The sequence below is a fragment of the Paenibacillus sp. FSL R10-2796 genome (assembly GCF_037965315.1).
In the GTDB taxonomy this organism is placed as follows: Bacteria; Bacillota; Bacilli; order Paenibacillales; family Paenibacillaceae; genus Paenibacillus_AQ; species Paenibacillus_AQ odorifer.
In genome coordinates, this window is sequence record NZ_CP150178.1 from 5,543,528 (window position 1) to 5,567,213 (window position 23,686).

The window sequence follows — 23,686 nt, forward strand, 5'->3', positions numbered from 1 at the left end:
AGTGTACGCGCTCAAATTGCTGATCTGTAAAGATCAGCAATTTCGCCTCACCAGTCCGCTAGTTTTTCTCAGTCCATACGGCTTTGCCGTCCACCCAAGTTTTTACTGGCCAACCCTTAAGCTTCCAGCCGCCAAAAGGAGTGTTACGTCCTTTGCTTGCGAAGGAACTTGGGTCTACTTCTTTTTCCTGCTCCAGATCGATCAGTGTCAAATCTGCAGGAGCTCCGATCTCCATAACCCCGGTGTTCAATCTGAATACCCGTGCAGGATCGGCAGTCATTCTTTGTACAAGTAAGGATAAATCCCATTTTCCGGTTTCTACAAACGCCGTGTATAAGAGTGGGAAAGCTGTCTCGAATCCAACGATACCAAAAGGTGCCAGCTGCATTCCTTTAGCTTTCTCTTCCTCACTATGTGGCGCATGATCTGTAACAATCATATCTAGTGTGCCATCAAGCAACCCTTCGATACACGCTTCAACATCGCGGCTGGAGCGCAGCGGCGGGTTCATTTTCCAATTGGCATCCAGGCCTGGAATATCGTCTTCAGCAAGAAGCAAGTGATGCGGACATACCTCAGCAGTTACTTTAATGCCGATCTCTTTTGCTTGGCGAATCAGCCGCACCGACTGTTCAGTACTGACATGGCATACATGGTAATGAACGCCTGTCGCTTCTGCCAGCAAAATATCGCGTCCAACATGGATCGCTTCTGACTCATTCGGAATTCCTTTGAGGCCATGCTTCTTAGCGAACTCACCTTCAGCTACACAGCAGCCTTCAACCAGTGAATTATCTTCGCAGTGGGCAATGACTGGCATATCGAGCGATGCTGCGATGTTCATTGCATCTTTCATCATTTGAGCACTTTGTACGCCCACACCGTCGTCTGTATAACCAATAGCTCCAGCTTCTTTGAGCGCCGCAAAATCCGTCAACTCACGTCCGAGCTCATTTTTCGTAATGGCTGCATAAGGAAGCACTTTAACTAGTCCTGCTTCACGCGCCTTGTCTTTCACAAATTGCACGATCTCCGGGCTATCTGTCACCGGACGAGTATTTGGCATACATGCAATGGTTGTAAATCCGCCTTTAGCAGCTGAGCGACTTCCGGTTTCCACTGTTTCCTTGTGTTCAAATCCCGGTTCACGCAAGTGCACATGCATATCAATGAGTCCCGGAATGAGCAGCTTACCTTCAGCATCAATGATCTCCGTGGCTTCTCCGATAGCTTCATTTCCGTCGATTATAGCCGAGATCACACCCTCCTGAAGTTCGATGTGTTTGCGCTCAAGCAAGCCTTCCTTATTCAATACGCTGGCGTTTCTAATAATCACTGTCATGATTCTACCTTTACCCTCAGATCACAGCTGCGGGCCCTCTCGTTATTATATAATAAAAATTCATCTTTGTGTATATTTATTAGTCTCTATACGTTAGCATTCTGTAAGCTTATAGTAAAGCTCTTTCGAGAACCGCCATCCGGACCGGTACGCCATTAGACATTTGCGGGAAAATCCGCGATTGACTGCACTCAACTACTGCATCATCAATCTCTAGATTCCGGTTAACCGGAGCTGGATGCATAATGATTGTGTCTTTGGCCAGCTTAGCTGCCCGCTCTTCTGTTAGACCATAGTGGCTACGGTAATCTTCAGCAGACAGCTTAATGCCGGAAGTATGGCGCTCAAGCTGTACTCGAAGCATCATTACTACATCCGCTTTAAGAGCTTCTTCCATAGTTACGTAAGGCGCATACTCCATAAGCTCAGGAGCCTTCATATTATCCGGTGCGCAGAACTGCACCTTGGCTCCCATTTTCGTAAGCCCCCAGAGATTAGAGCGCGCTACGCGGCTATGCATAATGTCCCCAATGATGGAGACTGTCAGACCCTTTAGTTCCCCAAAGGTTTTGGTCATGGTGTATAAATCAAGCAGTGCCTGCGTAGGATGTTCATTGTTGCCGTCGCCCGCATTGATAAGCGGTATGGACACCTTCTCAGCTAACTGCTGCAGCACACCTGCAGGCTTCAAACGCACAACTCCGGCATCGATCCCCATCGATTCCAGTGTGCGCACTGTATCGTAGATCGACTCCCCTTTTTCTACACTAGAAGCTGCAGCCGTAAAATTAAGTACTTGCGCACCTAGTCGTTTCTCTGCCATCTCGAAAGAGAAGCGTGTGCGTGTGCTGTTCTCAAAAAACATGTTAGAAATAAAATGGGAGTTCAAGATGGGCGTTAGCTTTTCACTTTGATTGTCCCAAAATGCTGTTCTGTCAAGCAGTTGGATAATTTCCGACCGGTCAAGCTCTTTGATTCCCAGCAGACTACGTTCCTTTACCTTGGTAAGTGTCATGATGTTATCGTTCCTCCCGGTTTGAAATAATGTAGACCTCATCTTTGCCGTCGTATTCCTTCAGCGCCACTTCAATCTGCTCGTGCTTTGAGGTAGGTACATTCTTACCGATGTAGTCCGGCCGGATCGGCAGCTCGCGGTGTCCGCGGTCAGCCAGTACTGCCAGTTGAATCATTCGTGGGCGTCCGCAATCCATCAAAGCGTCCATCGCCGCGCGGATGGTGCGTCCGGTGTAAAGTACATCATCGAACAAAATGACTTTCTGATCATGGATGCCAGCACTTCCTGAAGTAATAACGACGTTGCTCTTCACTACTGCTTCACTGCCTTCCACTTCACGGTCATCCCGGTAATGTGTGATATCCAGCTCACCGTATGGAATCTCGACGCCTTCAATCTCCTTGATGCGCTCAGCGATACGCTGTGCCAGATACACACCTCGTGTCCGAATGCCGACCAGCAGACAATTCTCGATACCTTTGTTCTTCTCCAAAATCTCATGAGCAATACGCGATAAGGCCCGGCGGATCGCCGTTTCATCCATAATGACATTTTTCTCAGTAACCATAATCTTGTCACCCTCCAGCTTGTTCGCCTATTCAAGTTCCCGGAAATCAAAAAACTCCTTGCCTATAACAGGCAAGGAGTGAAATCCGCAGATGAGGAAGATGACGGCCGCGCGCATAAAAAGACAGTTCCGTATTTACACACGGATACCTTTCTAAGAGTCGCGAACCTCGATTCACGTTACCTTGCCAGCCTCACAGGACTGAATTAAAGGCGCTATTCATTTAACAAGAATTATGACAGAACAACCCCCTCATGTCAACTTTCTCTGCCTAAACTTTTGCACTTCTCTTCCTTACTTCTATTAACAACAAGGGGGAAGCGGTACTCAGTATATCTGCATAAAAAACGATGCTGGTCCCAAATAGCCTTTCATCGCTTTTTGGACAGCCTCGTTTATGTTCTTAACACTACTTAATGTCCAAATGATTCAAAAGGCGCACCTAGTAATGCTGAAAATGATGCAATCGGTGAGGTACTTATATAGTAATTAAGGAATTTCTCCCTGAAATTCAGTGATTTCTGTTCATCAGACTTGTTATTAGGGATAACTTCCCTAATTGTTGGCCGATTCAGTGATTAATATAGAAAACCACCTAATTATTAGGGAGTTTTTCCCTGATTTCGTACATTTAGAGCGAAGATCGGCTAATTTCAGGGAGTTTTTCCCTAATTAGTTTAAAACCCACTCTTTACTTCTCACAAACACAGAACACAACACGTGGCATATAGTCATACGGCACAGTAACATCTACAACATTTCCTATTCCATAAAAAAGAAGCTGCCCCCAAGTAGAATTCACTACTTTTGGGACAGCCTCATTAATTTCAATAACAATGCTTAAAACTCAAATTCCACATCACTAAGACGTCTTTGAATTTCAGAGATGACACGTCTCTCTTCCTCTTCACCTTTAGCAATAAAGGTAACGGAGAAACGAACAAACGGGCCTGCATCATCCCAAGGCACAGTGGAGATCAGCTTCTCACGAATCAGGAATTGGGAGAAATCTTCACCGGATTCAAAGCGACGGCCGTCTTTGATTCCCTTAGGTGCAGCGACATACAGGAAGAAAGAGCCTTTTGGCTTCTCAGCTTTAAAGCCGAGGCTGTTCAGTGCATCAACCAGCAGGTTGTGACGACGGGAGTATTTATCCGCAATCGCTTCAGTAATCTCCGGATGAGCAAGACCATAAGCCGCTGCTTTTTGAATCGCGATAAATTGGCCGGAATCGTTGTTATCCTTCACATCGCTGAAGGCTTTAACCACTAGCGGATTACCAGCCACAAAACCAATTCTCCAGCCCGTCATATTGTAAGACTTAGAAAGAGAATGCAGCTCTACACCCACATCCTTTGCACCTGGAACGGAGAGGAAGCTAAGTGGCTTCAAACCGTCATAGGTCAAGGCAGCATAAGGTGCGTCATGGATAACCACTACATCGTATTTTTTCGCCCATGCAACGACCTCAGCAAAAAACTCAGGAGTGGCACTAGCGCCCGTTGGATTGTTTGGATAGTTTAGATAAAGAAGCTTAGCTTTACGAGCAATGTCTTCCGGAATTTCATTCAGATCTGGAAGGAATTTGTTCTCCTTCTTCAGCTCCACTGTAAATACTTGTCCACCCAAATATTTAGTATGTGTACCCAAGACTGGATAACCCGGCACGGTCATAATCGTGATATCACCTGGATTGATGAAACAAGATGGCAACATAGCCAGCGCAGGCTTCGATCCGATGGAGTGAACTACCTCCGTGTCTGGATCAATTCCTTCCACCCGGAAAACTTCCCGCAAATATTCAGCAGCAGCAGTCTTGAATTCGGCAATTCCATTGTCCGCATATCCACGGTTTTCTTCCTTCGCTGCTTCTTCAGCAAGCTTAGCTACGATACCCGCATCAGCCATCTCATCCGGCTCGCCTACGCCCATATCAATTAGTTCAATGTTAGGAAAATCCTGTTTTGCGGATGCTTTAGCACGTTTGATTTTCTCGAATTTATAAATCGAAGTGTCTTTGCCATAATTGGCACCGCCGATGCGGTCTGCAAAATTAGTCTGAATGAAGCTATCTTGGTATTGTTCAATACTCATACTGTCATCTCATCTCCTGAATATCTATTCTACTTTTAAAAGAAACGGCTTCGCCGTCCCTTGGATGGCGTATGTTTCCGGATATCCGTTTCATTATAAAAATAAGGATAAAGAATAAGGCATTACCCTTTCTTTATCCTTATGTTTTTAAATATGCCGTAAAGTAGTGTTCAATACCATAGACTAATTATCACTTCATTTGTACTTATCTGCTGCGTAGTGTGAACAGCACTTCTTCCATATCCTCTGGAATAGGTCTGCTGAATTCTTTATATTCACCTGTGGTAGGATGAACAAATCCAAGCACCGCCGCATGCAACGCTTGTCCATTCATCGTAGTGCCCTTGCTGCGTCCATATATCGGATCACCTACAAGTGGATGGCCAATGAACTTCATATGTACCCTGATTTGATGCGTGCGGCCAGTCTCCAGCTGCAGCTCCAGCAGTGTACAATCTCCGAAACGTTCCATTACTGTAAAATGGGTTACGGATTTCTTGCTGTTCTTTTCGGTTACTGTGTATAGCTTGCGATCATGTGGATCTCTGCCAATCGGTGCGTCAACAGTTCCCTTATCATGCGACAAGTTGCCGTGTACGACTGCAATATATCGGCGCGTAACACTATGCTCTTTAAGCTGTGCGGCAAGCGAGGCATGACTGGCATCATTCTTAGCCACCATGATAAGACCAGAGGTATCCTTATCGATCCGATGGACAATACCTGGACGAATCTCACCGTTAATGCCGGACAGATCCTTACAGTGATACATCAGCGCATTTACTAAGGTGCCTGACGGATGTCCCGCAGCTGGGTGCACAACCATGCCCCGGGGTTTATTAATCACAATGACATCGCTGTCTTCATATACAACTTCAAGAGGAATGTTCTCCGCGATCAAATCCGTTACTTCTGCTTCAGGGACAACAACGCTAACCACGTCGCCTTCCGATAACTTATAGTTGGCTTTCACTGGCTTGCCATTAACCGTAACGTTACCGCCGCTGATCCACAGCTGCACCTGAGAACGGGAAATTTCTTCTTCCCATGATTCCGTAATATATTTATCGATTCGCTCCCGCGCGTTCTCTGCCGAAACGGTCCATTCCGTGACGTCCCTCTCTTCTTCGCTCGTAGATGCCGCTTGGTGATTGACGTCTTTATTCAAATCATTCATTCCCTTCTCTTACTTCCTTTGCTTCTTTCACTTCTTTTATTTCCGTAATTTCTTCGCCATTCTTAAGGTCACGAAAAGAATCCAGAAGAATCAATCCAACCCCAATGACAATACAAGAATCCGCCACGTTAAAAATCGGGAAGCTATAGCTCCCAAAATTGAACAGAAGGAAATCAACAACCTCACCATTGATTATCCGGTCCAGGAAGTTACCGATAGCTCCACCCAGTACAAGCCCTAGGGCAACAGATAACAGCTTCCGCGAGTGTCTAGTCTTGTTCAAATACCAAACGATACCACTAACCACTACAACCGTAACTAGAAAGAAGAACCATTGCTGACCTTCGAGAATCCCAAAAGCAGCCCCGCGATTGCGATGAGAGGTAATCAGGAAAAAATCTCCGATAACAGAAATCTGTTCTCCGATCTCCAGACGTGTAGCAATGAGATACTTTGTCCCTTGATCCACCAAAAATACAATAAGAGCAATCAAATAGTACACCACAGAAGTTGTCACTCCGTTCTTATTTTTCCCGCTAAATGCGGTACGAATACTGTTTAAAGACTTGTATATTGTAGCACAGCCCTTAAAGAATCGTCTATTGCGGGACATCCGCTAAGTTCAATCTTGGGGACTATTTTCCAGCGCTAAAATCCCTGCTCTCCGGTCAACCTAACAGAAGAACCATCCGGTGTTATCCGGCAAGTCGGAATGATTCTTATAAAAGGTACAGAAAGGAGCTTTCTCATTATGACGCACCTGACAGTACAGCAGCTCTCAGAGCTACGCGCACGATTGGAAAAAGATCGGGATACGATTCAGCACAGGCTTCAGAATAATGAACATTACGGCTTAGATGAATCCATGCGGGATGGCTCCGGAGAACTTTCCGAGAATGACAACCATCCAGGAGATGCAGCCACCGATTTGTATAATCGCTCCATGGACATTTCACTGTTAGAGCGGGACGAGCATGAGCTGGACGATATTGAAGCTGCTTTATCTGCTATGGATAATGGCACCTATGGGATATGCAAGGCTAGTGGTGAGCCGATCCCTTTTGAACGTTTATCTGCCATCCCTTCCACACTTTATTGTAAAGAGCACAACCCGCGGCAAAACGCACCTTTCACTCGACCAGTAGAAGAGGAGCTGTTATCTCCACCTTTTGGACGCACCAGTCTGGATGAGCGCGACGATCAAAACGGTTTTGACGGCGAGGATGCCTGGCAGATTGTAGAAAGCTGGGGTACCTCGAATTCTCCCGCCATGGCGGAGGGCAACAATATTGATTCTTATAATGATATGGAGATTGAAGCCGATGAGCTGGAAGGCTGCGTAGAGCCTTGGGAGAACTTTATCGCCACTGATATCACGGGCAACAATCTAATTGTAGTGCCGGGACGGAGCTACCAGCGTTATTTGGACAGTGACGAGGCAACTCATAGCCTAGATCCTCTCGACGAAGACTAAACACAAATGTCCCCTATACAAAAACATTTAAACAGCGTACTGTTCCAGTTTTGAGGAATGGTTCGCTGTTTTTAATCTTAACGTTTCGATGACTATTTGAACTCTAGCTGACGTTGTACGATCCGCACAATATCCGCAATATAATCACCAATGATCGGTAGATTGAGCGCGCCTAGTCCCTGAAGGATATAAATAATCGTTGCCGCAAAAAAAGTAAAACCCAGTGCAATCCCAACTCCCCGAGCTGCTCCAAATAAAATATTTCTCCAAATCAACCGCCAAGGTGAATATAGCAGATCCGTATATTGATAAATTCGGGATTTTTCCAAAATATGAGCCCACTCAAAGGTCAAACGGTACATCGTATTCATTTTTTCTTCCAGCGGAATATCCTCGGGATTACGCGGATCTGCTGTTAGATACTCAGGATTAACTTCAGGAAAAGCCTTATTCTCCTTTTCCTTGTCTGGGTTATTCTTATTGCCGGATGTCTTAATGGAGATTCTCCTCTTATTTCCCTCCACAGCTACGGCTCCTCTCATATGTCTTTCCTTCGCTACAAAGTAAACGAGCCCGGCCAAAGAGAATTCATCTCCTTAAGCTCGGGACTCGTTAGTTTTGCGCCGAAATATAAAGACTATATTTCCCGCATAAACGGAAGATCTCCGTTTACACTTATGCCGCTAGTATATGCTGTTTTGGGACAGGTAATGCAGAATTATGCTTCGATATGGATACCGATGGATTTATCACCGACTTCTACCGTCTCAAAAGCATGTTCTCCATCAAAATCAACCGTAGTCACAAGAACATTGTCTCGCAATACATTGTCAAATGCTGTAACAGCTGCTTTTAGCTCATCATCTAACTTCAAAGTGAGTGCGATCCGTTTCTCGATCGGCAGATCCAGACGTTTACGGTAATCTTGAACCGCACGAATGATCTCACGAACCCAGCCTTCTTGTTCAAGCTCAGGCGTGATTTCGGTATTGAGCGCAACCGTAACTCCATATCCGGAAGCTGCGGCGAAACCTGCTTTGGCTTGTTTTTCAACAAGCAGCTCTTCAGAAGTGATTACAAGCTCTTCACCTTCAGGTGTCGCAATTGCAATTTTACCGTCCTGTACCGCTTTGCGGGTAGAATCACTGTCGAGACCTTTCAGGAAGCCTTGCAGGAAGCCTACATTTTTACCGTATTTTTTACCGGCTACCTTAAGATTCAGCTTGAGTGTGAAATCAACAAATCCGCTGTCACTGTTCTCCAGCACGATGTTCTTGATGTTGATCTCATCTTTGATGATCTCTTCATACTCAGCCAAATGGAAGTCGCGGTTCATCGAAACGATCAGCTCGGACAGCGGTTGACGATTCTTAATGCCTGTTTCGTTACGTACGTTACGCGCCAACTCAACGATCTGTCTTGCACTTTCCATATCCTCTTCCAGCTCTTTATCGATCAAGTTCTCGTCAGCAACCGGGTAGTCTGCCAAATGCACACTTTCTCCGCCGCCAAGGTTCGTGAAGATATCTTCGGACAACATCGGTGTAAATGGAGCCATCAAAGTTGCTGTCGCCAAAAGCACATGAGTCAACGTACGGTAAGCATCCAGTTTATCTTCACCTAGGCCACTCCCCCAGAAACGGTCACGGGAACGACGGATATACCAGTTACTCAGCTCATCCACAAAGTTCTCAATAGCTCTAGATGTATTCACGAAGTCATTTACCGCAAGTCCTTTATCCACCAAAAGAATCAAGCTGTTCAGACGGGACAGAATCCAGCGGTCCAGCTTATGTTTTGATACTTTAAAAGGATGATCGGCTGGATCGTAACCATCAATGCCCGCATACAGCGTCAAGAAGGCATGTGTATTTACCAGCGTATCCACTACTTTAGATTTCGTCTCACCTACAAGACCACGCGAGAAACGTTTATTATTCCACGGTGCACTGTCGGACAAAATAGCCCAACGGAAAGCATCCGTACCATACTCATTCATGATTTCCCAAGGATCAATAACATTGCCCTTGGATTTGGACATTTTTTGACCATTCTCATCGAGGATATGGCCTGTAGCAATTACCGCTTTATAAGGTGCTTTACCCTTGAACAAGGTGGATACTGCAAGCAAGCTATAGAACCATCCACGGGTCTGGTCGATCCCTTCACAGATCATATCTGCCGGATACTGATCATTCAGCTTATCCTCATTCTCAAACGGATAATGGCTTTGTGCAAAAGGCATCGAGCCACTGTCGAACCATACGTCGATCACTTCCGATGTACGAACCATCTCTGCACCTTCGCTAAACGGACTGCGCAGCTTGATCTTATCCACGAAAGGTTTATGCAGCTCGATATCTTCCGGAACATCACCAATCGCCATCGCTCTTAGCTCTTCAATGCTGTGTGGTGCAAACTCTTTGCCCGTTTCTTGACATACCCAGACATTGAGGGGTGTACCCCAATAACGGTTACGGCTGATATTCCAGTCAACCAGTTCATCCAAGAACTTCCCGAAACGGCCTTCTCGTACATGCTCAGGGTACCAAGTTACACTGTTGTTGTTAGCAATCAGCTGATCTTTGATCGCTGTAGTGTTGATGAACCAACTGTCTGTTGCGTAATACAAAAGTGGTGTATCACAACGCCAGCAGAACGGATAGCTGTGCTCGTATTTCTCTTTACCGTAAAGCAATCCTTTTTCAGACAAAACCTTAATGATATCCAGATCGCAATCCTTAACAAAACGTCCCGCAAAATCAGAGACTACATCCGTATACTTACCGGAATTATCAACCACATTTACGAAGCTGATGCCATTCTCACGGCAAGTCTTGTAGTCATCTTCACCATGTGCTGGTGCCATGTGTACGATCCCTGTACCACTGGAATCTGTAACGAAAGAAGCGCCTACGATAACATTGCTTTTCTCTGCCTTAATATATCCGAATGGAGGTGCGTAAGTTTTACCGATAAACTCGGAACCTTTATGTGTAGAAAGGACTGTGTGCTCGCCTTTCATTACTTCTTCGACCAAGTTTTTAGCAACGATGTACACACCATCTTCTTGTTGCACACGTACATAATCCATGTCCGGGTTCATAGCTAGCGCCATATGGGCTGGCAAGGTCCAAGGTGTTGTCGTCCAAGCCAATACGTAGTCTCCGCTGTCATCCAGCTTGAACTTCGCGGTTGCACTGAGATCCTTAACGGTTTTGTAGCCTTGAGCAACTTCATGCGAGCTTAGTGTAGTCTGGCAGCTCGGGCAATACGGGCTAACACGGTGTCCGCGGTAAAGCAACCCGTTCTCATGCACTGTAGCCAAGATGTTCCATACACTTTCGATATAGGTGTTATCCAAGGTTACGTAAGGATTATCTAGATCTGTCCAGTATCCAATCGCTTCTGTAAATTCACGCCATTGCTTCTCATAACCAAAGACGCTGTCTTTACATTCCTGGATGAATTTTTCTACGCCATATTCCTCGATCTCTTGTTTACCGGAGATGCCAAGCTTCTTTTGTACGCCTAGTTCTACTGGCAGACCGTGTGTATCCCAGCCTGCTTTACGTACCACGCGGTAACCTTTCATTGTCTGGTAACGACCGATGAAATCCTTGATTACCCGTCCCAGCACGTGTCCGATATGCGGCGCACCGTTTGCTGTTGGCGGACCTTCATAGAATACATAGTTTGGACGTCCCTCACGGTTCTCCATGGACTTGCGGAACGTATTTTCATCGCTCCATTTCTTTAATATGCGGACATCTCTTGCCCGCGCCTTTTCTCTGACATCTACTTTTTGCATGTGATGGTCAATCCTTTCATGGATTAGTCTATAAAGCTCTTTTCGATCTTTGGGCGATCCTTGCGCAGCTGGTCGCTCACCGCTCTTGCCCTGGCTCCCGAGCCGCGATCCCGCAGGGCAGCAATCGCTCGGGGCGCTATACGCGACCTTGCGCAGCTGGTCGCTCACCACTCTTGCCCTGGCTCCCGAGCCGCGTTCCCGCAGGGCAGCAATTGCTCGGGGCGCCAATGGGCGACCTTGCGCAGCTGGTCGCTCACCGCTCTTGCCCTGGCTCCCGAGCTGCGATCCCGCAGGGCAGCAATCGCTCGGGGCGCCATACGCGACCTTGCGCAGCTGTTCGCACCGCTCTTGCCCTGGCTCCCGAGCCGCGATCCCGTTAGGGCAGCAATTGCTCGGGGCGCCATTTTCGCGACCTTGCGCAGCTGGTCGCACCGCTCTTGCCCTGGCTCCCGAGCTGCGATCCCGCAGGGCAGCAATCGCTCGGGGCGCCATACGCGACCTTGCGCAGCTGGTCGCTCACCGCTCTTGCCCGGGCTCCCGAGCCGCGATCCCGCAGGGCAGCAATCGCTCGGGGCGCCATACGCGACCTTGCGCAGCTGGGCGCTCACCGCTCTTGCCCGGGCTCCCGAGCCGCGTTCCCGCAGGGCAGCAATCGCTCGGGGCGCCAATGGGCGACCTTGCGCAGCTGGTCGCTCACCGCTCTTGCCGTAAAGGCCCCGCAGGCGAACCCGCCAGGGGAGCCTAAGAAGGGCCGCTCCTTCAGCCACATGAATCCGTTCGTTTCCACCACCGTACCTAGTTTGCACGAGGCTTTACTTTGCGGGTGTCCAGAGGGCAGCAGCCCTTGGGGTCCCCCTTAGAAAGGGGGATTTAGGGGGATGGCCGCCCCGGAACAACAAAATAAGCGTCATCCCACCCCCAAAGGGGCGAGACGACGCTCGCGATACCACCCTAATTCTGCGCATGAGCACATCCTTAAGGGGAGTGTATTCAGCACAATCTCAGTCCTGCGCGTAAATCTTGTGCACAGGTCCGGTGTAACGTCCGGCAGACGGTTAGGCTTACGCACGATCAACGCTTCAGCTTAACTTCTAGGGGAAGATCTTCCGGCAGGGTTCGAACAATCGGCTCGCAGCAATCGCCGACTCTCTGGAGAACGTTACCTTGTCGTACTTGTCCCGTCATCGAATACATATAAACATTATACAGATATGTTCTATTTATAGACTTTTTGAATCTAAATGTCAACAACCATTCACCCAATCTAGCTATTATGAGCGTACTTGCGCATGGAGTTCACTTTATTATGGTCTATTTTATCGGAAAATAAAAATAGAGGGAATAGCTCCCTCTATTTAGCCAATTATCGTCTGAAACCTTTAGATGCGATGAAGAACATCATCCTTGAAAGCTACATTCTCGCTCGCCTCACGACTCTCTAAGGCATTCCAGTCATCCTGTGATAACAGCTCCAGCTGAGCTTCCACTAATGTCCGGAAACGAGTGCGATAGATCGAAGCTTGCTTGCGCAATTCTTCAGTCTCAATAGCAACCTTACGGGATTTGGATAACGCTTCGTTAATAATCCGATCGGCGTTTTTCTCCGCTTCCTTGATAATGAGCTGGGATTCCTTCTTGGAGTTGTTCTTCACATCATCCGCCGCTTCCTGAGCGACTAAGATCGTCTTCGATAAACTTTCTTCAATATTCACAAAATGATCCAGACGCTCTTGAATAGACAAAAGCTGATTCTGCAGTTCCTTGTTCTCACGGATGACGCTTTCGTAATCCTTGATCACTTGATCCAGAAATTCGTTGACCTCGTCCTCATCATAACCGCGAAGTCTCCGAGAAAACTCCTTGTTATGTATATCGAGCGGTGTTAATGGCATGCTGTGCACCTCCTAGAAATTTCGGACCTTCTTTATCTCTAAATCGCAACTAAGCGGCAGACAAAGAAGAAAGACTGTACTTCAAGTAAAGGCAGAAGGTGTTCCTGTGTTCCGCCTGCCATTCATGGTCCGCCTCTTCTTAAAAGTATCGGCGTCCAGCTTAAAAAATGTTTGATTCCCTCGAAATAATCAATTTCGACAAGTAAGACCGTATTCCTGCAAGGGATTCACACAAATTTACCAATCTGAACACGGTATCGGCCCTTTTTCGTCAAACTGCCGACCTCTAGAACCTTGAAGCGACCAAAGCCTTGAATAGATACCATGTCACCATCCTTAAGACCGCAGGATGGGTCTTCCTCCACTTTCCAGTTTACCCGAACACGTCCAGCCTTGATGGGAGCAAGAATTTTGCTTCGGCTAAGCCGTGTTACATCTGCGGCAATGCCATCCAATCGCAGGGATGCTACAGTCAAATCCATCAATTCCAGCTTAACCTCACTATTACGCAAGGCGGAAAGGGGTAATACTTCCGTACTTACCTGTATCCGGTGCACTCCAGTTAAATTCATAGCTAAATAATCTGCAATATCAGCAGCGACTACAACATGACAACCATCGTCCAGAACATGAATATCACCGATTTTGCCTCGTTTAACGCCCAGCCCCAGAATAGAACCCATGTAGTCCCCATGCTCCAGAGCCAGAAACTTCTGCTCCCCTGAGGTTATTGCAAGCACCTTCAGCTCCATGTCTTCCTGATCCAGGTCACGATAATCAGGAGCGACAAGCGCTCGCTTCCGCTCTGCCTCAGCATGTCCACCTTCCCATTTAACAATCACATCAGGATGGCGGTTAACTAAAGTTTGCAAAATAAAACCTTGGCGGGGATCGAGAAATTCAGTTAATTTAGTCTCATGATATTCTCCAGCGTTGGTAACCCATTCGAAGGCCTTGTCCACAAATTGACGTTCATCGGGATGAAAATGCCCGTAAACTTCGTTCTTCATCACAATTGCCTAAAAAATCAAATGCAGGATAGATTTAAGTCCGCCTGCAGCGAATTCCAAGACAAGTAATGCAATAATTGGAGAGATATCAAGTGTACCGAAGAGCGGTGGAATAAACCGTCTGAAAGGTGTTAAATACGGCTCTACGAGTTTGCTTAGCAGTTCTCCAATGAAGTTATCACGAACGTTGGGTAACCAGGACATTAGCACATAGAAAATAATCATGTAAAAATAAATGTTAAACAAAATATCGATAATGTAATCAATTTGAAGCAAAGCCCATTCACCTCATTCTGTTATAGTCTTGATCGTCACCTAGGATTTCTGTAATGGAGCCTTGAATTTCAACAGTATCTGGAGTGCACATAAATATATTGCCCCCAATTTTAGAGATTCCTCCCCCAAGGGCATAAACAGTTCCGCTGAGAAAATCAATAATTCGCATTGCTTGATCATTGCGAACACGCTGCAGGTTAATTACTACCGTCCGATGCGAACGGAGATGATCAGCAATCTCCTGTGCCTCATCATATGAACGTGGTTCATATAATACAACCTTGACATTTTTTTGCGAATGGATACTGACAACGTTGCCCCTCTGATTTTTGCGGGTTTCTACAGGGGCCGGCTCATACTCATCCTCTTCGTGGATTTGCTCCCGCTCCACAACTTCCTCTTCCTCCTGCAAGCCCAAAAAACTCATAAATCGGTTCATAACGCTCATCACGATCCCTCCTAATGGCCTACTAACACCGTACCCAGGCGTACCCAGGTGGCTCCTTCCTGTATCGCCACTTCAAAATCATTCGACATTCCCATGGACAGCTCCGTAATCGGCTCAGGTGTCAAAGCAAGTTGATTAAGCTCATCGCGCAGCTCACGAAGTCCGCGAAATACAGGACGGGTAAGCTCCGGATCACCTTCTAAAGGTGCCATCGTCATAAGTCCAATTACCTTAACGCGGTCCAAACTAGCGATTTCACGTAAAAATCCAGGTACTGCCTCAGGTGACAGACCAAACTTCGTATCTTCGCCAGAGATATTCACTTGAAGAAACACATTCACTTCCTGATCAGCAGCAAGCGCCTTTTTGTGTAATTCTTGCGCCAGAGACATCCGGTCCAAAGAGTGTATATATTGAAATTTGCCAATAACGTCTTTAACCTTATTGGTTTGCAAATGCCCGATAAAATGCCATGTCCCTTTGTCCCCTAAAACCTTCCATTTGTGCTCAGCATCCTGCCAGCGACTCTCAGCAACATGCTCTAGGCCTGCCTCCAATACGGAGGATACCATTTCCAGAGAAACATATTTCGTCACTGCAATTACCTTGACGTCATTACGATCCCGGCCGCTTGCCGCGCAGGCACGTGCTACACGTTCCTCTACCTCAGCAATTCTCTCCTGCAGTGTTAAAGACAACTTTCAACTCTCCTTTATTCCGATCCAGCTCGTCATTCTGCCTGTAATACCGTTTTCTTTGCGATAAGAAAAAAACAAATCACGATTACAGCTTGTACACCATGTTGTACATTCGATATGAGTCGGCAATATTCCTGCTTTTATCATAATGCGTCGATTCATTTCTTTCAAGTTTAGCAAGTATTTACTCTGATCAGTCTCTGAGGCTCTGTAAAGCTCCACAGCATCGAAAGTTTCTATCCCCTCATTCAAGCTGCCCTCCAGCTGCCGAACATGCTCCATCACATAATCATCCACCTCATAACAGCAGTCGCCAATGGATGGACCGATCGCTGCCACAATATCATGTGGATGGCTGCCGTATACCGTTTGCAGCTTACTCACCATAGCTGCGGCAATCTGAGCCACCGTTCCTTTCCAGCCTGCATGCGCAAGACCGACGACTCTACGCACGGGATCATAAAAATAAAGGGGCACACAATCCGCATAAAAAGAAGTCAACAAAACCCCAGGCACATCCGTCAGCAGACCATCCGTAGCTTGAAATGCCGATGCTCTGTCCTGTTGTCCCCGCCCACGGTCTACTTCCCTTACTACAGCTATCTCTGCCCCATGAGTTTGTTCTCCACAGGTCCATGCTTCCGGCTTGAAATCAAGAGCTTCGGCAAGCGCTCTCCGATTGCTCAGGACATCTTCAGGAGCATCCCCAACGTGAAACGCACAATTCAGGCTGTCATAGGGCGCCTTGCTAGCCCCTCCCTGTCTACCAGTAAACCCCGCTGTAATTTCGTTATGCTCCACTCGCCAAGGCTCCAGATGGAGCAGCATAAGCATTTCTTTCCCCTGCACAAACGGTTCCATTTCCTCACCTCCGCCTTAGTGTACCACATGTAAATACCCGTACAAAGTGACGGTTAAGCCTGATCGCCTAAATTCTTAAATAAAAAAACAAAAAACGCACCTAATTAATAAGTGCGCCGTTCGCTGCGATCTCCCCGTTCCAGATACATCGTTTCACGCTCTTCCTGTCCCGGAGACATCCGCGACTCTTCAATCTTCACGAGCACAACATCGGACCCGATCTTGACTATATTCCGCCATGGAATAATCAGATCTGTCCCGCCTCCGAACAATCCCATAAACCGAGTGTATCCGGGTATAACGATGGCATCAATGACACCACGGCGCAAATCAAGCTCCAGATCACTAATCTGCCCCAACCGCTTGCCATCTACAATGTTGATAACATCCTTCGTCTGAAAATCAGAGATTTTCATTTTTTTGGCAGACCCTTGATAATCCTCGTTCATCTCACCACCCCTGTACAATCCGACCTATAGTCCAATATATGATCCGGAAGCTTGTCAACATGCATTAAAAAGAGGAGACAGCCCAAAATCCTTAAACCGGATTCTGGAATATCTCCTCATGGCTACTGCTCTAAGATTTCACGTGTTTTTGCATTTGCTGAATCGCAGATTTCTCCAGACGTGAGACCTGTGCCTGTGAAATGCCAATCTCATCTGCGACCTCCATCTGTGTTTTCCCTTCGAAAAACCGCATGGATAAAATTCGTTTCTCCCTTTGTCCTAATTTACGCATCGCTTCACGTAATGCAATTTCTTCGATCCACGACACATCCTTATTCTTATCGTCGCTAATCTGGTCCATTACATAAATAGGATCGCCGCCGTCATGATAGATCGGCTCGAATAAGGACACTGGATCCTGAATGGCATCAAGAGCAAATACAACATCTTCCTTCGGCACACCCAGCGCTTCTGATATTTCGAATATCGTCGGTTCCCGTGAGTTCTGATTGGTCAGACTATCACGTACCTGGAGCGCCTTGTAGGCGATATCTCTGAGAGAACGTGATACCCGAATCGGGTTGTTATCACGCAGGTAACGCCGAATCTCACCGATAATCATCGGAACTGCATATGTGGAGAATTTAACGTTTTGTGATAAATCGAAATTATCGATGGCTTTCATCAGACCGATGCAACCCACCTGGAACAAATCGTCAACAAATTCTCCCCTATTATTGAACCTCTGGATAACGCTTAGAACAAGTCTAAGATTACCGTTTACCAATTTCTCTCTGGCGGATCGCTCGCCCTGCTGCTGCAGCGAAGTGAACAGTTGCCGCATTTCCACATTCGTTAGAACAGGCAGCTTAGCAGTATCCACACCGCAAATCTCGACTTTATTACGGGTCATGATGATTTACCTCCCAAGGAGAAACATTACTGTACATTATCTCCCGGGCTCGCCATTTTATTCCTTGCTAATTTCACCTTACACCATCTTGTTAAACTCCTTGCGCAGCCGCTTGATAATTCTTTTCTCCAGCCGCGAAATATAAGATTGGGAGATGCCAAGCAGATCAGCCACATCTTTTTGTGTCTTTTCTTCGCCTCCGCGCAGGCCAAATCTCAGCTCCATAATAAGTCTTTCCCGGTCACTCAGCTTTTCCAGTGCCTTTTGCAGCAGCTTGCGATCAACCTGTTCTTCTATGTTTCGATAAATGGTATCATTTTCTGTTCCTAATACGTCAGAAAGCAATAATTCATTGCCATCCCAATCAATATTAAGCGGCTCATCAAAAGAAACCTCACTCCGTGTCTTGCTGTTCCGCCGCAGATACATTAAGATTTCATTCTCTATGCAGCGGGATGCATAAGTAGCCAGTTTTATTTTTTTCTCAGGATCAAAAGTGTTCACAGCCTTAATTAAGCCAATAGCGCCAATCGAAACCAGATCCTCGATATTGATGCCGGTATTCTCAAATTTACGAGCGATATATACTACCAAGCGAAGATTGCGCTCAATCAACATCGCACGAACAGCTGCATCGCCGCTAGACAGCCGCTGAAGCAGATATTCTTCTTCTTCCCGTGTCAGCGGTGGAGGAAGTGCCTCACTCCCGCCAATATAATAGATTTCCTGACTCTTCAGCCCTAGTAGAAACAGCATGCGGTAATATTGCAGCTGCAGAGCAATTTTCCATTTGACCATTATTTGTTCCTCCTCCAAGAAGTGCACGGTTCGCGTGTGAAGCTTTCAAATCCCGCTTTCAGCCATCAGAAGTTTGGTTCAGCTAGCTTTAAAGATTAGGAAGGCAGTGCTGCAACAGTAGCGCTCTCTTTTTGAGCCAAATCAGGATGTATTACAGCCCGATAGGCTCCATCCCCCGACAATGTCCCACCATCCAGCCCAATCAAGACTCTTTTACAATAAAAGATATCTTCACCAAGCTTTATCGTCACCTGATCAGGCTTCAGTGCGAGCATAAATGATGCCCCCCGGTTAACTCCCCTGTAAGGCACCAGTCGCATCCTGTCCTGCCAAGCAAACGACTGCCCGTCCGTTTCTAGTAAAAGTTTGTCCGCTCCGTCCTGAGTGAGTCTACCTTTCCATGTTTCAGGCAGATGTCCCTCCCAGAGCGAAGATTCCATAACCATCACCGGTATGCGGGTCAAAGGATCACAAAGCCGGTTACCTGTGTCTAGCAGGCCGGGACAGGAAACAGTCACTCCATCAATTTCTACTACCACCTCACCGATATAGGTTTCAAGCTGCTCCCTTCTGATTCGTGAGGAGTGCACTGCCTTGAAGCAGATTAACACCAGGGGAAATACTGCAATTACAAACCAAAAGCCAATCTTTAGGCGGTAAGCATGCCCTCCTGAAGCAGTGAACATAATACCATTCCAAATATCACCGGAGCTCTGCAGCAAATAGTGAATACCTACAATCCCACCAGCCGCTGCGAAATTGATAATATAAAAAGCTCCCATAGTGCGAAGGTAGCTTTGCAGACTCCCAAAACCAAAGGCAATCCATAGCATAACCACCGACAATCCAAACTTAATGAGGAAGGTATACATGAAAGACAACTCCGGCACAAACATCATCACCACATACAGCGCACCAACCAGAGCTGAGAGGACTAAACGCCACCATGATATCCTCAGCTTGACCATCCAGCCTGTCAGCCACAAAAGAATTCCGTCGATCACTAGATTGGCGGCGAATATCAAGTCAATATAAACAACCAGTGCATTCACCTGCTTACTATGGCGGAATCTATCCTGTAGCCAAAATGGATCAGGCTCTGTTTTTTTGGACGATATGATTAGTATAAAAAGTCTCGCATTCAAAGTCTGTCTAAACTTGGGGGGCATTCTTAAGGTTTTTTTGTCGAGTTATAGCGCGGGAGGGTTTTATTCCTACTGAACAACATTTCACATAAAAAAAAGCACCGCATTGCCCTAGCTCTATTAGCTGGGGAATACGGTGCTTCATATCTTTTAATAAAAATATTTAATTAGTCATTGTTGCCACGATTACGGTTACGCAGGAACGTCGGAATATCTAATTGATCTGACGTATTCTGATTCCCGAACGGACGCAGATTAGCAGCGTTCTTATCCGGTGCTGCCGCTGGCTCGTTATTCGTCGAGACCGGACGGCGTCCTGGTGCTTCAGGTGATGGTTTATGTTCAAAGCCAGTAGCAATTACTGTTACTTTGATATCATCCTTCAGGCCTTCATCAATTATCGCACCAAAGATCATATTCACTTCAGGATCAGAGGCGGATGTAACAATCTCAGCCGCTTCATTGACTTCGTATAGAGAGAGGTTAGATCCTCCCGTAATGTTCATGATTACGCCGCGGGCGCCTTCAATAGACGTTTCCAAGAGTGGGCTCATGATGGCTTTACGTGCTGCTTCAGACGCACGGTTCTCACCATTTGCAATACCAATACCCATAAGCGCTGAACCGCGCTCTGTCATGATCGTCTTTACATCCGCAAAGTCAAGGTTAATCAGACCTGGAACCTTAATTAGGTCAGAGATACCTTGAACAGCCTGCCGGAGAACATTATCTGCTTCACGGAAAGCTTCCAACATCGGTGTTTTCTTATCAACAATTTCAAGCAAACGGTCATTTGGAATGACGATTAGCGTGTCGACTTTTTCTTTCAAAGCTTCGATTCCAAGCATTGCCTGGTTATAACGTTTTCTTCCTTCAAAAGTGAACGGGCGAGTCACTACACCCACAGTCAGGGCTCCACACTCTCTAGCAATTTCAGCTATAACTGGTGCCGCACCTGTACCTGTACCGCCACCCATTCCTGCAGTAACAAATACCATATCTGCACCTTTAAGGGTATTCGAAATCAGATCACGGGATTCCTCCGCTGCTTTCTTACCGACTTCAGGGTTGGCGCCTGCACCCAAACCGCGGGTCAGCTTGTCCCCAATCTGCAGCTTGTGCTCCGATTTGGCCATATGCAACGCTTGGGCGTCTGTATTAACCGTAATAAATTCTACACCCTGAACGCCGTTTTCAATCATCCGGTTGACAGCATTACTACCTCCGCCGCCCACGCCGATGACTTTTATTTGCGCCAAGCTCTCCATTTCAAAATCAAATTCTAACATATTGTTCCATCTCCCCCTCAATGTGCTTGGATGGCCGGTCCAAGTATATCTGGACTTACACTTATATAAACTCGCTAAACATATTTTTTAGACGCTCCACAAATCCGGGCTTCTGAACAGTTTCCTGACTCGGAGTGGCGTTCTGCTTGCTCCGGTTGACCGTCTTTTTGTTGCTGCTTCCACCACTGTTTCTTCCACGGAAACTACGGACAACATTATGCAGAATACCGACACCGCCGGTAAACCCAGGGTCCCGTACACCGATATAATCCGGCACGGCGATGCGTACAGATGCAGCCAGCTCAGTCTGAGCAGCCTTCAATACACCCGGCATCGAGACAGTCCCACCTGTTAGTATATAACCTCCAGGCAGTTCACTGTAACCAAGCCGTTTAACTTCTTGACGAATCAGGTGGAATATTTCTTGCACCCTTGGCTCGATAATGGCCGCCAGATCCTCTTGGTTAAATTCCTTCTCCACGTTACTGCCAATGCGCAATACCTTGAAGACAACGTCTGAGGCTGCATCGTCAATCCAAGCACAACCATATTTAAGTTTTACCTTCTCCGCTTGATCAGTAAGTGTCCGAAGTCCGTAGGCAATATCATTGGTTACGAATTCTCCTCCGATCGGAATCGTGGAGGTTGCACTAAGAGAACCCTCTTCGTATATGGCTATTGTTGTTGAGCCCGCACCGATATCAACCAGAACAGATCCCATCGATTTCTCGTCCTTGGACAGCGCCAATCCACCAGCTCCAAGAGACATCAGCACAAGATCCTTTACCTTCAGCCCTGATTTCTCAACACAGCGTAGTAGATTATGTATTGGCGTCTTAGCACCCGTAATGATTGTTGCCTCAACTTCCAGACGAACACCAATCATTCCGCGCGGGTCTTGAATTCCTTCAAGACCATCGACGATAAATTGTTTGGGAACAACATCAATCACTTCACGCTCCGGAGGCATAGCAATGACTTCCGCAGCTTTAATTACGCGATCGATATCATCATCGCCGATTTCACGATCCTCATTCTGAACGGCCACAACACCGTGGCTGGATTGCAGGCCAATATGATTACCGGAAATGCCTACATAAACCTCTGATATTTGAATACCCACCATCTGCTCTGCATGATCTATAGCACTTTTGATCGATTGCACAGTTTGGTCGATATCTACAATCGCGCCTTTACGTATTCCTTCCGAATCGGCAGATCCAACGCCAATAATATTAAAGGTTCCATTGGTAACTTCCCCAATTATTGCCCGAACTTTGGATGTACCGATGTCCAAACTAACAATGATGTCATTGTTGCTCAAGTCCTATGGCACCTCCTGTTATAATCATAATTAATTGCATTACCTTATCCCGGTCCCGGGAAACTTCTCTGTACATATTCAACATACCTAATCCTTTCCCTCTTTTTTCTACAAATTTTTTGAACGGAATAATATTCCAACATCCCCAAATGTGAATAGTTACTCATATGTTATTGTAAAAATAGCAATTATCACAAGAAATATCGGCCTAATTGGTCATTTCAACCAAATATAGTACTATATCTCAAAAAAATCGAAGAAAAAAGAGGGATATAGCTTATTGCCCGTAACTCCGATTGTAGCATTTTTTTAACTCTATTAGTAGGGACTATTTACCTCCACACTACTCTTGCGCAACATCTTCTTCATCGCTTACAACCTGAAAGGGAACATATGAATCGGCTTCTAGCATTTTAATCAGTCCAGGCTGTTCAGTCTCTATAATCTGATTCAAATAGGACACCTTGCTCTTTAGCAATGAGATGGCTGTAATCACCTCAAAACGGGATCTAGTATAGAGCTTGATCCGGTCTGGAAAAGACAAGGTCGGCGAGGGAACAATCTCAGAGATATCACTTGTCAATTCATTAGGAATGCTTGCTAATGCTTGACAAAGCTTAGCCTTATTCGGATCTTCCGGGTCCCAGTTCGTTAATATGGGTTTCTCAACGGCAATTCCTGTCTCATTAACAGGGACTGCAGCTCCACTGGACAGAATTGCCTTCAAGAGGCCTCCCTGTTCCAGTTCATAGGCTACCGCTGGAAACTCCTCAATCTTCACTGTGATCACCCCAGGGAAATCCTTCTGCACGCTGACGTCTTTAATCGTCTTAAGCTTCAGCAGAGATTCTTCCACATCTTTCGTTGATACAGCAAAGAATTGCCCACCTATTTTAATTCCACTTTGTGAGAGTAACTCTTCACTAGTAGAATACTTACTACCTTGAAAATCTATCACTGTAATATGGCTAATAGACGATCTAAAAAAAATCACAGCAAGAAGCGCAGTGAACAGCAGCAGCAGGATCGCCGTAATCTTACGGCTCATTTTTTTCTTAGGCTTGTCCTCTTTAAGAAGAGGTAATCGGGTTGTAGTCATTCT

At 46.4% G+C, this 23,686-nt stretch carries 22 protein-coding genes and 1 other annotated feature; of the genes, 1 reads left to right on the plus strand and 21 read right to left on the minus strand.

Features of this window, described 5'->3' with window-relative positions; all coding sequences use genetic code 11:
* Positions 1-58 precede the first annotated feature (58 nt).
* The 6 genes from NST58_RS24880 to lspA form a co-directional block, all read right to left on the minus strand.
* Entirely contained in the window at positions 59-1,342 is a 1,284-nt protein-coding gene (locus NST58_RS24880) for a dihydroorotase (protein ID WP_339244504.1), read from the minus strand.
* A gap of 109 nt (positions 1,343-1,451) precedes the next feature.
* Positions 1,452-2,357, minus strand: a complete 906-nt coding sequence (locus NST58_RS24885) for an aspartate carbamoyltransferase catalytic subunit (RefSeq protein ID WP_036683376.1) — start codon at positions 2,355-2,357, stop codon at positions 1,452-1,454.
* 4 nt (positions 2,358-2,361) lie between these two features.
* A complete protein-coding gene (gene pyrR, locus NST58_RS24890) occupies positions 2,362-2,925 on the minus strand; it encodes a bifunctional pyr operon transcriptional regulator/uracil phosphoribosyltransferase PyrR (protein WP_036683379.1) in 564 nt (187 codons plus the stop codon).
* Positions 2,926-3,765: 840 nt separating this feature from the next.
* Positions 3,766-5,019, minus strand: coding sequence for an LL-diaminopimelate aminotransferase (locus tag NST58_RS24895; protein WP_076098555.1), 1,254 nt, complete (start codon positions 5,017-5,019; stop codon positions 3,766-3,768).
* Between the two features lie 205 nt (positions 5,020-5,224).
* Positions 5,225-6,196, minus strand: a complete 972-nt coding sequence (locus NST58_RS24900; protein WP_076192046.1) for an RluA family pseudouridine synthase — start codon at positions 6,194-6,196, stop codon at positions 5,225-5,227.
* Positions 6,189-6,701 carry a signal peptidase II gene (lspA, locus tag NST58_RS24905; RefSeq protein ID WP_036683603.1) on the minus strand — a complete coding sequence of 171 codons (513 nt, stop codon included), beginning with the start codon at positions 6,699-6,701 and terminating at the stop codon, positions 6,189-6,191. Before lspA ends, NST58_RS24900 begins: the two co-directional genes overlap by 8 nt.
* A gap of 246 nt (positions 6,702-6,947) precedes the next feature.
* Here lspA and NST58_RS24910 point away from each other — a divergent pair, with 246 nt between their 5' ends.
* Complete coding sequence (locus NST58_RS24910; protein WP_076098553.1) at positions 6,948-7,670, plus strand: TraR/DksA C4-type zinc finger protein; 723 nt, start codon at positions 6,948-6,950, stop codon at positions 7,668-7,670.
* A gap of 92 nt (positions 7,671-7,762) precedes the next feature.
* On the opposite strand, the gene NST58_RS24915 is transcribed toward NST58_RS24910, so the two are convergent.
* The 15 genes from NST58_RS24915 to NST58_RS24985 all read right to left on the minus strand — a co-directional run bounded on the left by NST58_RS24915 (position 7,763) and on the right by NST58_RS24985 (position 23,683).
* A complete protein-coding gene (locus tag NST58_RS24915) occupies positions 7,763-8,059 on the minus strand; it encodes a DUF5665 domain-containing protein (RefSeq protein WP_051491300.1) in 297 nt (98 codons plus the stop codon).
* A gap of 329 nt (positions 8,060-8,388) precedes the next feature.
* The gene (ileS, locus tag NST58_RS24920) at positions 8,389-11,481 is read right to left on the minus strand and encodes an isoleucine--tRNA ligase (RefSeq protein WP_339248798.1); all 3,093 of its coding nucleotides are present in this window, start codon (positions 11,479-11,481) and stop codon (positions 8,389-8,391) included.
* A 919-nt stretch (positions 11,482-12,400) separates the two neighbouring features.
* Positions 12,401-12,675: a binding site (T-box leader), on the minus strand.
* Positions 12,676-12,860: 185 nt separating this feature from the next.
* A complete protein-coding gene (locus NST58_RS24925) occupies positions 12,861-13,373 on the minus strand; it encodes a DivIVA domain-containing protein (protein ID WP_051491297.1) in 513 nt (170 codons plus the stop codon).
* A 227-nt stretch (positions 13,374-13,600) separates the two neighbouring features.
* Positions 13,601-14,383 carry a YlmH/Sll1252 family protein gene (locus NST58_RS24930; RefSeq protein ID WP_036683613.1) on the minus strand — a complete coding sequence of 261 codons (783 nt, stop codon included), beginning with the start codon at positions 14,381-14,383 and terminating at the stop codon, positions 13,601-13,603.
* Positions 14,384-14,392: 9 nt separating this feature from the next.
* Positions 14,393-14,659 (minus strand): YggT family protein, encoded by a 267-nt coding sequence (locus NST58_RS24935; RefSeq protein WP_036683616.1) that lies wholly within the window; start codon positions 14,657-14,659, stop codon positions 14,393-14,395.
* 7 nt (positions 14,660-14,666) lie between these two features.
* Positions 14,667-15,107 (minus strand): cell division protein SepF, encoded by a 441-nt coding sequence (sepF, locus tag NST58_RS24940; RefSeq protein WP_036683619.1) that lies wholly within the window; start codon positions 15,105-15,107, stop codon positions 14,667-14,669.
* Between the two features lie 11 nt (positions 15,108-15,118).
* Positions 15,119-15,805, minus strand: a complete 687-nt coding sequence (locus NST58_RS24945) for a YggS family pyridoxal phosphate-dependent enzyme (protein WP_036683622.1) — start codon at positions 15,803-15,805, stop codon at positions 15,119-15,121.
* A 3-nt stretch (positions 15,806-15,808) separates the two neighbouring features.
* The gene (pgeF, locus tag NST58_RS24950; protein WP_036683625.1) at positions 15,809-16,666 is read right to left on the minus strand and encodes a peptidoglycan editing factor PgeF; all 858 of its coding nucleotides are present in this window, start codon (positions 16,664-16,666) and stop codon (positions 15,809-15,811) included.
* A 104-nt stretch (positions 16,667-16,770) separates the two neighbouring features.
* Positions 16,771-17,115 carry a YlmC/YmxH family sporulation protein gene (locus NST58_RS24955; RefSeq protein WP_036683628.1) on the minus strand — a complete coding sequence of 115 codons (345 nt, stop codon included), beginning with the start codon at positions 17,113-17,115 and terminating at the stop codon, positions 16,771-16,773.
* 130 nt (positions 17,116-17,245) lie between these two features.
* Complete coding sequence (sigG, locus tag NST58_RS24960) at positions 17,246-18,028, minus strand: RNA polymerase sporulation sigma factor SigG (protein WP_036683631.1); 783 nt, start codon at positions 18,026-18,028, stop codon at positions 17,246-17,248.
* 78 nt (positions 18,029-18,106) lie between these two features.
* Positions 18,107-18,829, minus strand: coding sequence for an RNA polymerase sporulation sigma factor SigE (gene sigE, locus NST58_RS24965; protein WP_036683937.1), 723 nt, complete (start codon positions 18,827-18,829; stop codon positions 18,107-18,109).
* Between the two features lie 92 nt (positions 18,830-18,921).
* On the minus strand, positions 18,922-19,869 hold the full coding sequence (spoIIGA, locus tag NST58_RS24970) for a sigma-E processing peptidase SpoIIGA (RefSeq protein ID WP_076217866.1): 948 nt from the start codon (positions 19,867-19,869) through the stop codon (positions 18,922-18,924).
* A gap of 269 nt (positions 19,870-20,138) precedes the next feature.
* Positions 20,139-21,260 (minus strand): cell division protein FtsZ, encoded by a 1,122-nt coding sequence (gene ftsZ, locus NST58_RS24975; RefSeq protein WP_076129065.1) that lies wholly within the window; start codon positions 21,258-21,260, stop codon positions 20,139-20,141.
* A 61-nt stretch (positions 21,261-21,321) separates the two neighbouring features.
* Positions 21,322-22,584 (minus strand): cell division protein FtsA, encoded by a 1,263-nt coding sequence (gene ftsA, locus NST58_RS24980; RefSeq protein ID WP_076136520.1) that lies wholly within the window; start codon positions 22,582-22,584, stop codon positions 21,322-21,324.
* A 343-nt stretch (positions 22,585-22,927) separates the two neighbouring features.
* On the minus strand, positions 22,928-23,683 hold the full coding sequence (locus NST58_RS24985; RefSeq protein ID WP_076192056.1) for an FtsQ-type POTRA domain-containing protein: 756 nt from the start codon (positions 23,681-23,683) through the stop codon (positions 22,928-22,930).
* Positions 23,684-23,686: the final 3 nt, after the last annotated feature.

What these genes read in the sequence shown, in the direction of transcription:
- NST58_RS24880 (WP_339244504.1), bottom strand. Translation starts at nt 1,342, where the DNA reads ATGACAGTGATTATTAGAAACGCCAGCGTATTGAATAAGGAAGGCTTG.
- NST58_RS24885 (WP_036683376.1), bottom strand. Translation starts at nt 2,357, where the DNA reads ATGACACTTACCAAGGTAAAGGAACGTAGTCTGCTGGGAATCAAAGAG.
- pyrR (WP_036683379.1), bottom strand. Translation starts at nt 2,925, where the DNA reads ATGGTTACTGAGAAAAATGTCATTATGGATGAAACGGCGATCCGCCGG.
- NST58_RS24895 (WP_076098555.1), bottom strand. Translation starts at nt 5,019, where the DNA reads ATGAGTATTGAACAATACCAAGATAGCTTCATTCAGACTAATTTTGCA.
- NST58_RS24900 (WP_076192046.1), bottom strand. Translation starts at nt 6,196, where the DNA reads ATGAATGATTTGAATAAAGACGTCAATCACCAAGCGGCATCTACGAGC.
- NST58_RS24910 (WP_076098553.1), top strand. Translation starts at nt 6,948, where the DNA reads ATGACGCACCTGACAGTACAGCAGCTCTCAGAGCTACGCGCACGATTG.
- ileS (WP_339248798.1), bottom strand. Translation starts at nt 11,481, where the DNA reads ATGCAAAAAGTAGATGTCAGAGAAAAGGCGCGGGCAAGAGATGTCCGC.
- NST58_RS24925 (WP_051491297.1), bottom strand. Translation starts at nt 13,373, where the DNA reads ATGCCATTAACACCGCTCGATATACATAACAAGGAGTTTTCTCGGAGA.
- NST58_RS24930 (WP_036683613.1), bottom strand. Translation starts at nt 14,383, where the DNA reads ATGAAGAACGAAGTTTACGGGCATTTTCATCCCGATGAACGTCAATTT.
- sepF (WP_036683619.1), bottom strand. Translation starts at nt 15,107, where the DNA reads ATGAGCGTTATGAACCGATTTATGAGTTTTTTGGGCTTGCAGGAGGAA.
- pgeF (WP_036683625.1), bottom strand. Translation starts at nt 16,666, where the DNA reads ATGGAACCGTTTGTGCAGGGGAAAGAAATGCTTATGCTGCTCCATCTG.
- NST58_RS24955 (WP_036683628.1), bottom strand. Translation starts at nt 17,115, where the DNA reads ATGAACGAGGATTATCAAGGGTCTGCCAAAAAAATGAAAATCTCTGAT.
- sigG (WP_036683631.1), bottom strand. Translation starts at nt 18,028, where the DNA reads ATGACCCGTAATAAAGTCGAGATTTGCGGTGTGGATACTGCTAAGCTG.
- ftsZ (WP_076129065.1), bottom strand. Translation starts at nt 21,260, where the DNA reads ATGTTAGAATTTGATTTTGAAATGGAGAGCTTGGCGCAAATAAAAGTC.
- NST58_RS24985 (WP_076192056.1), bottom strand. Translation starts at nt 23,683, where the DNA reads ATGACTACAACCCGATTACCTCTTCTTAAAGAGGACAAGCCTAAGAAA.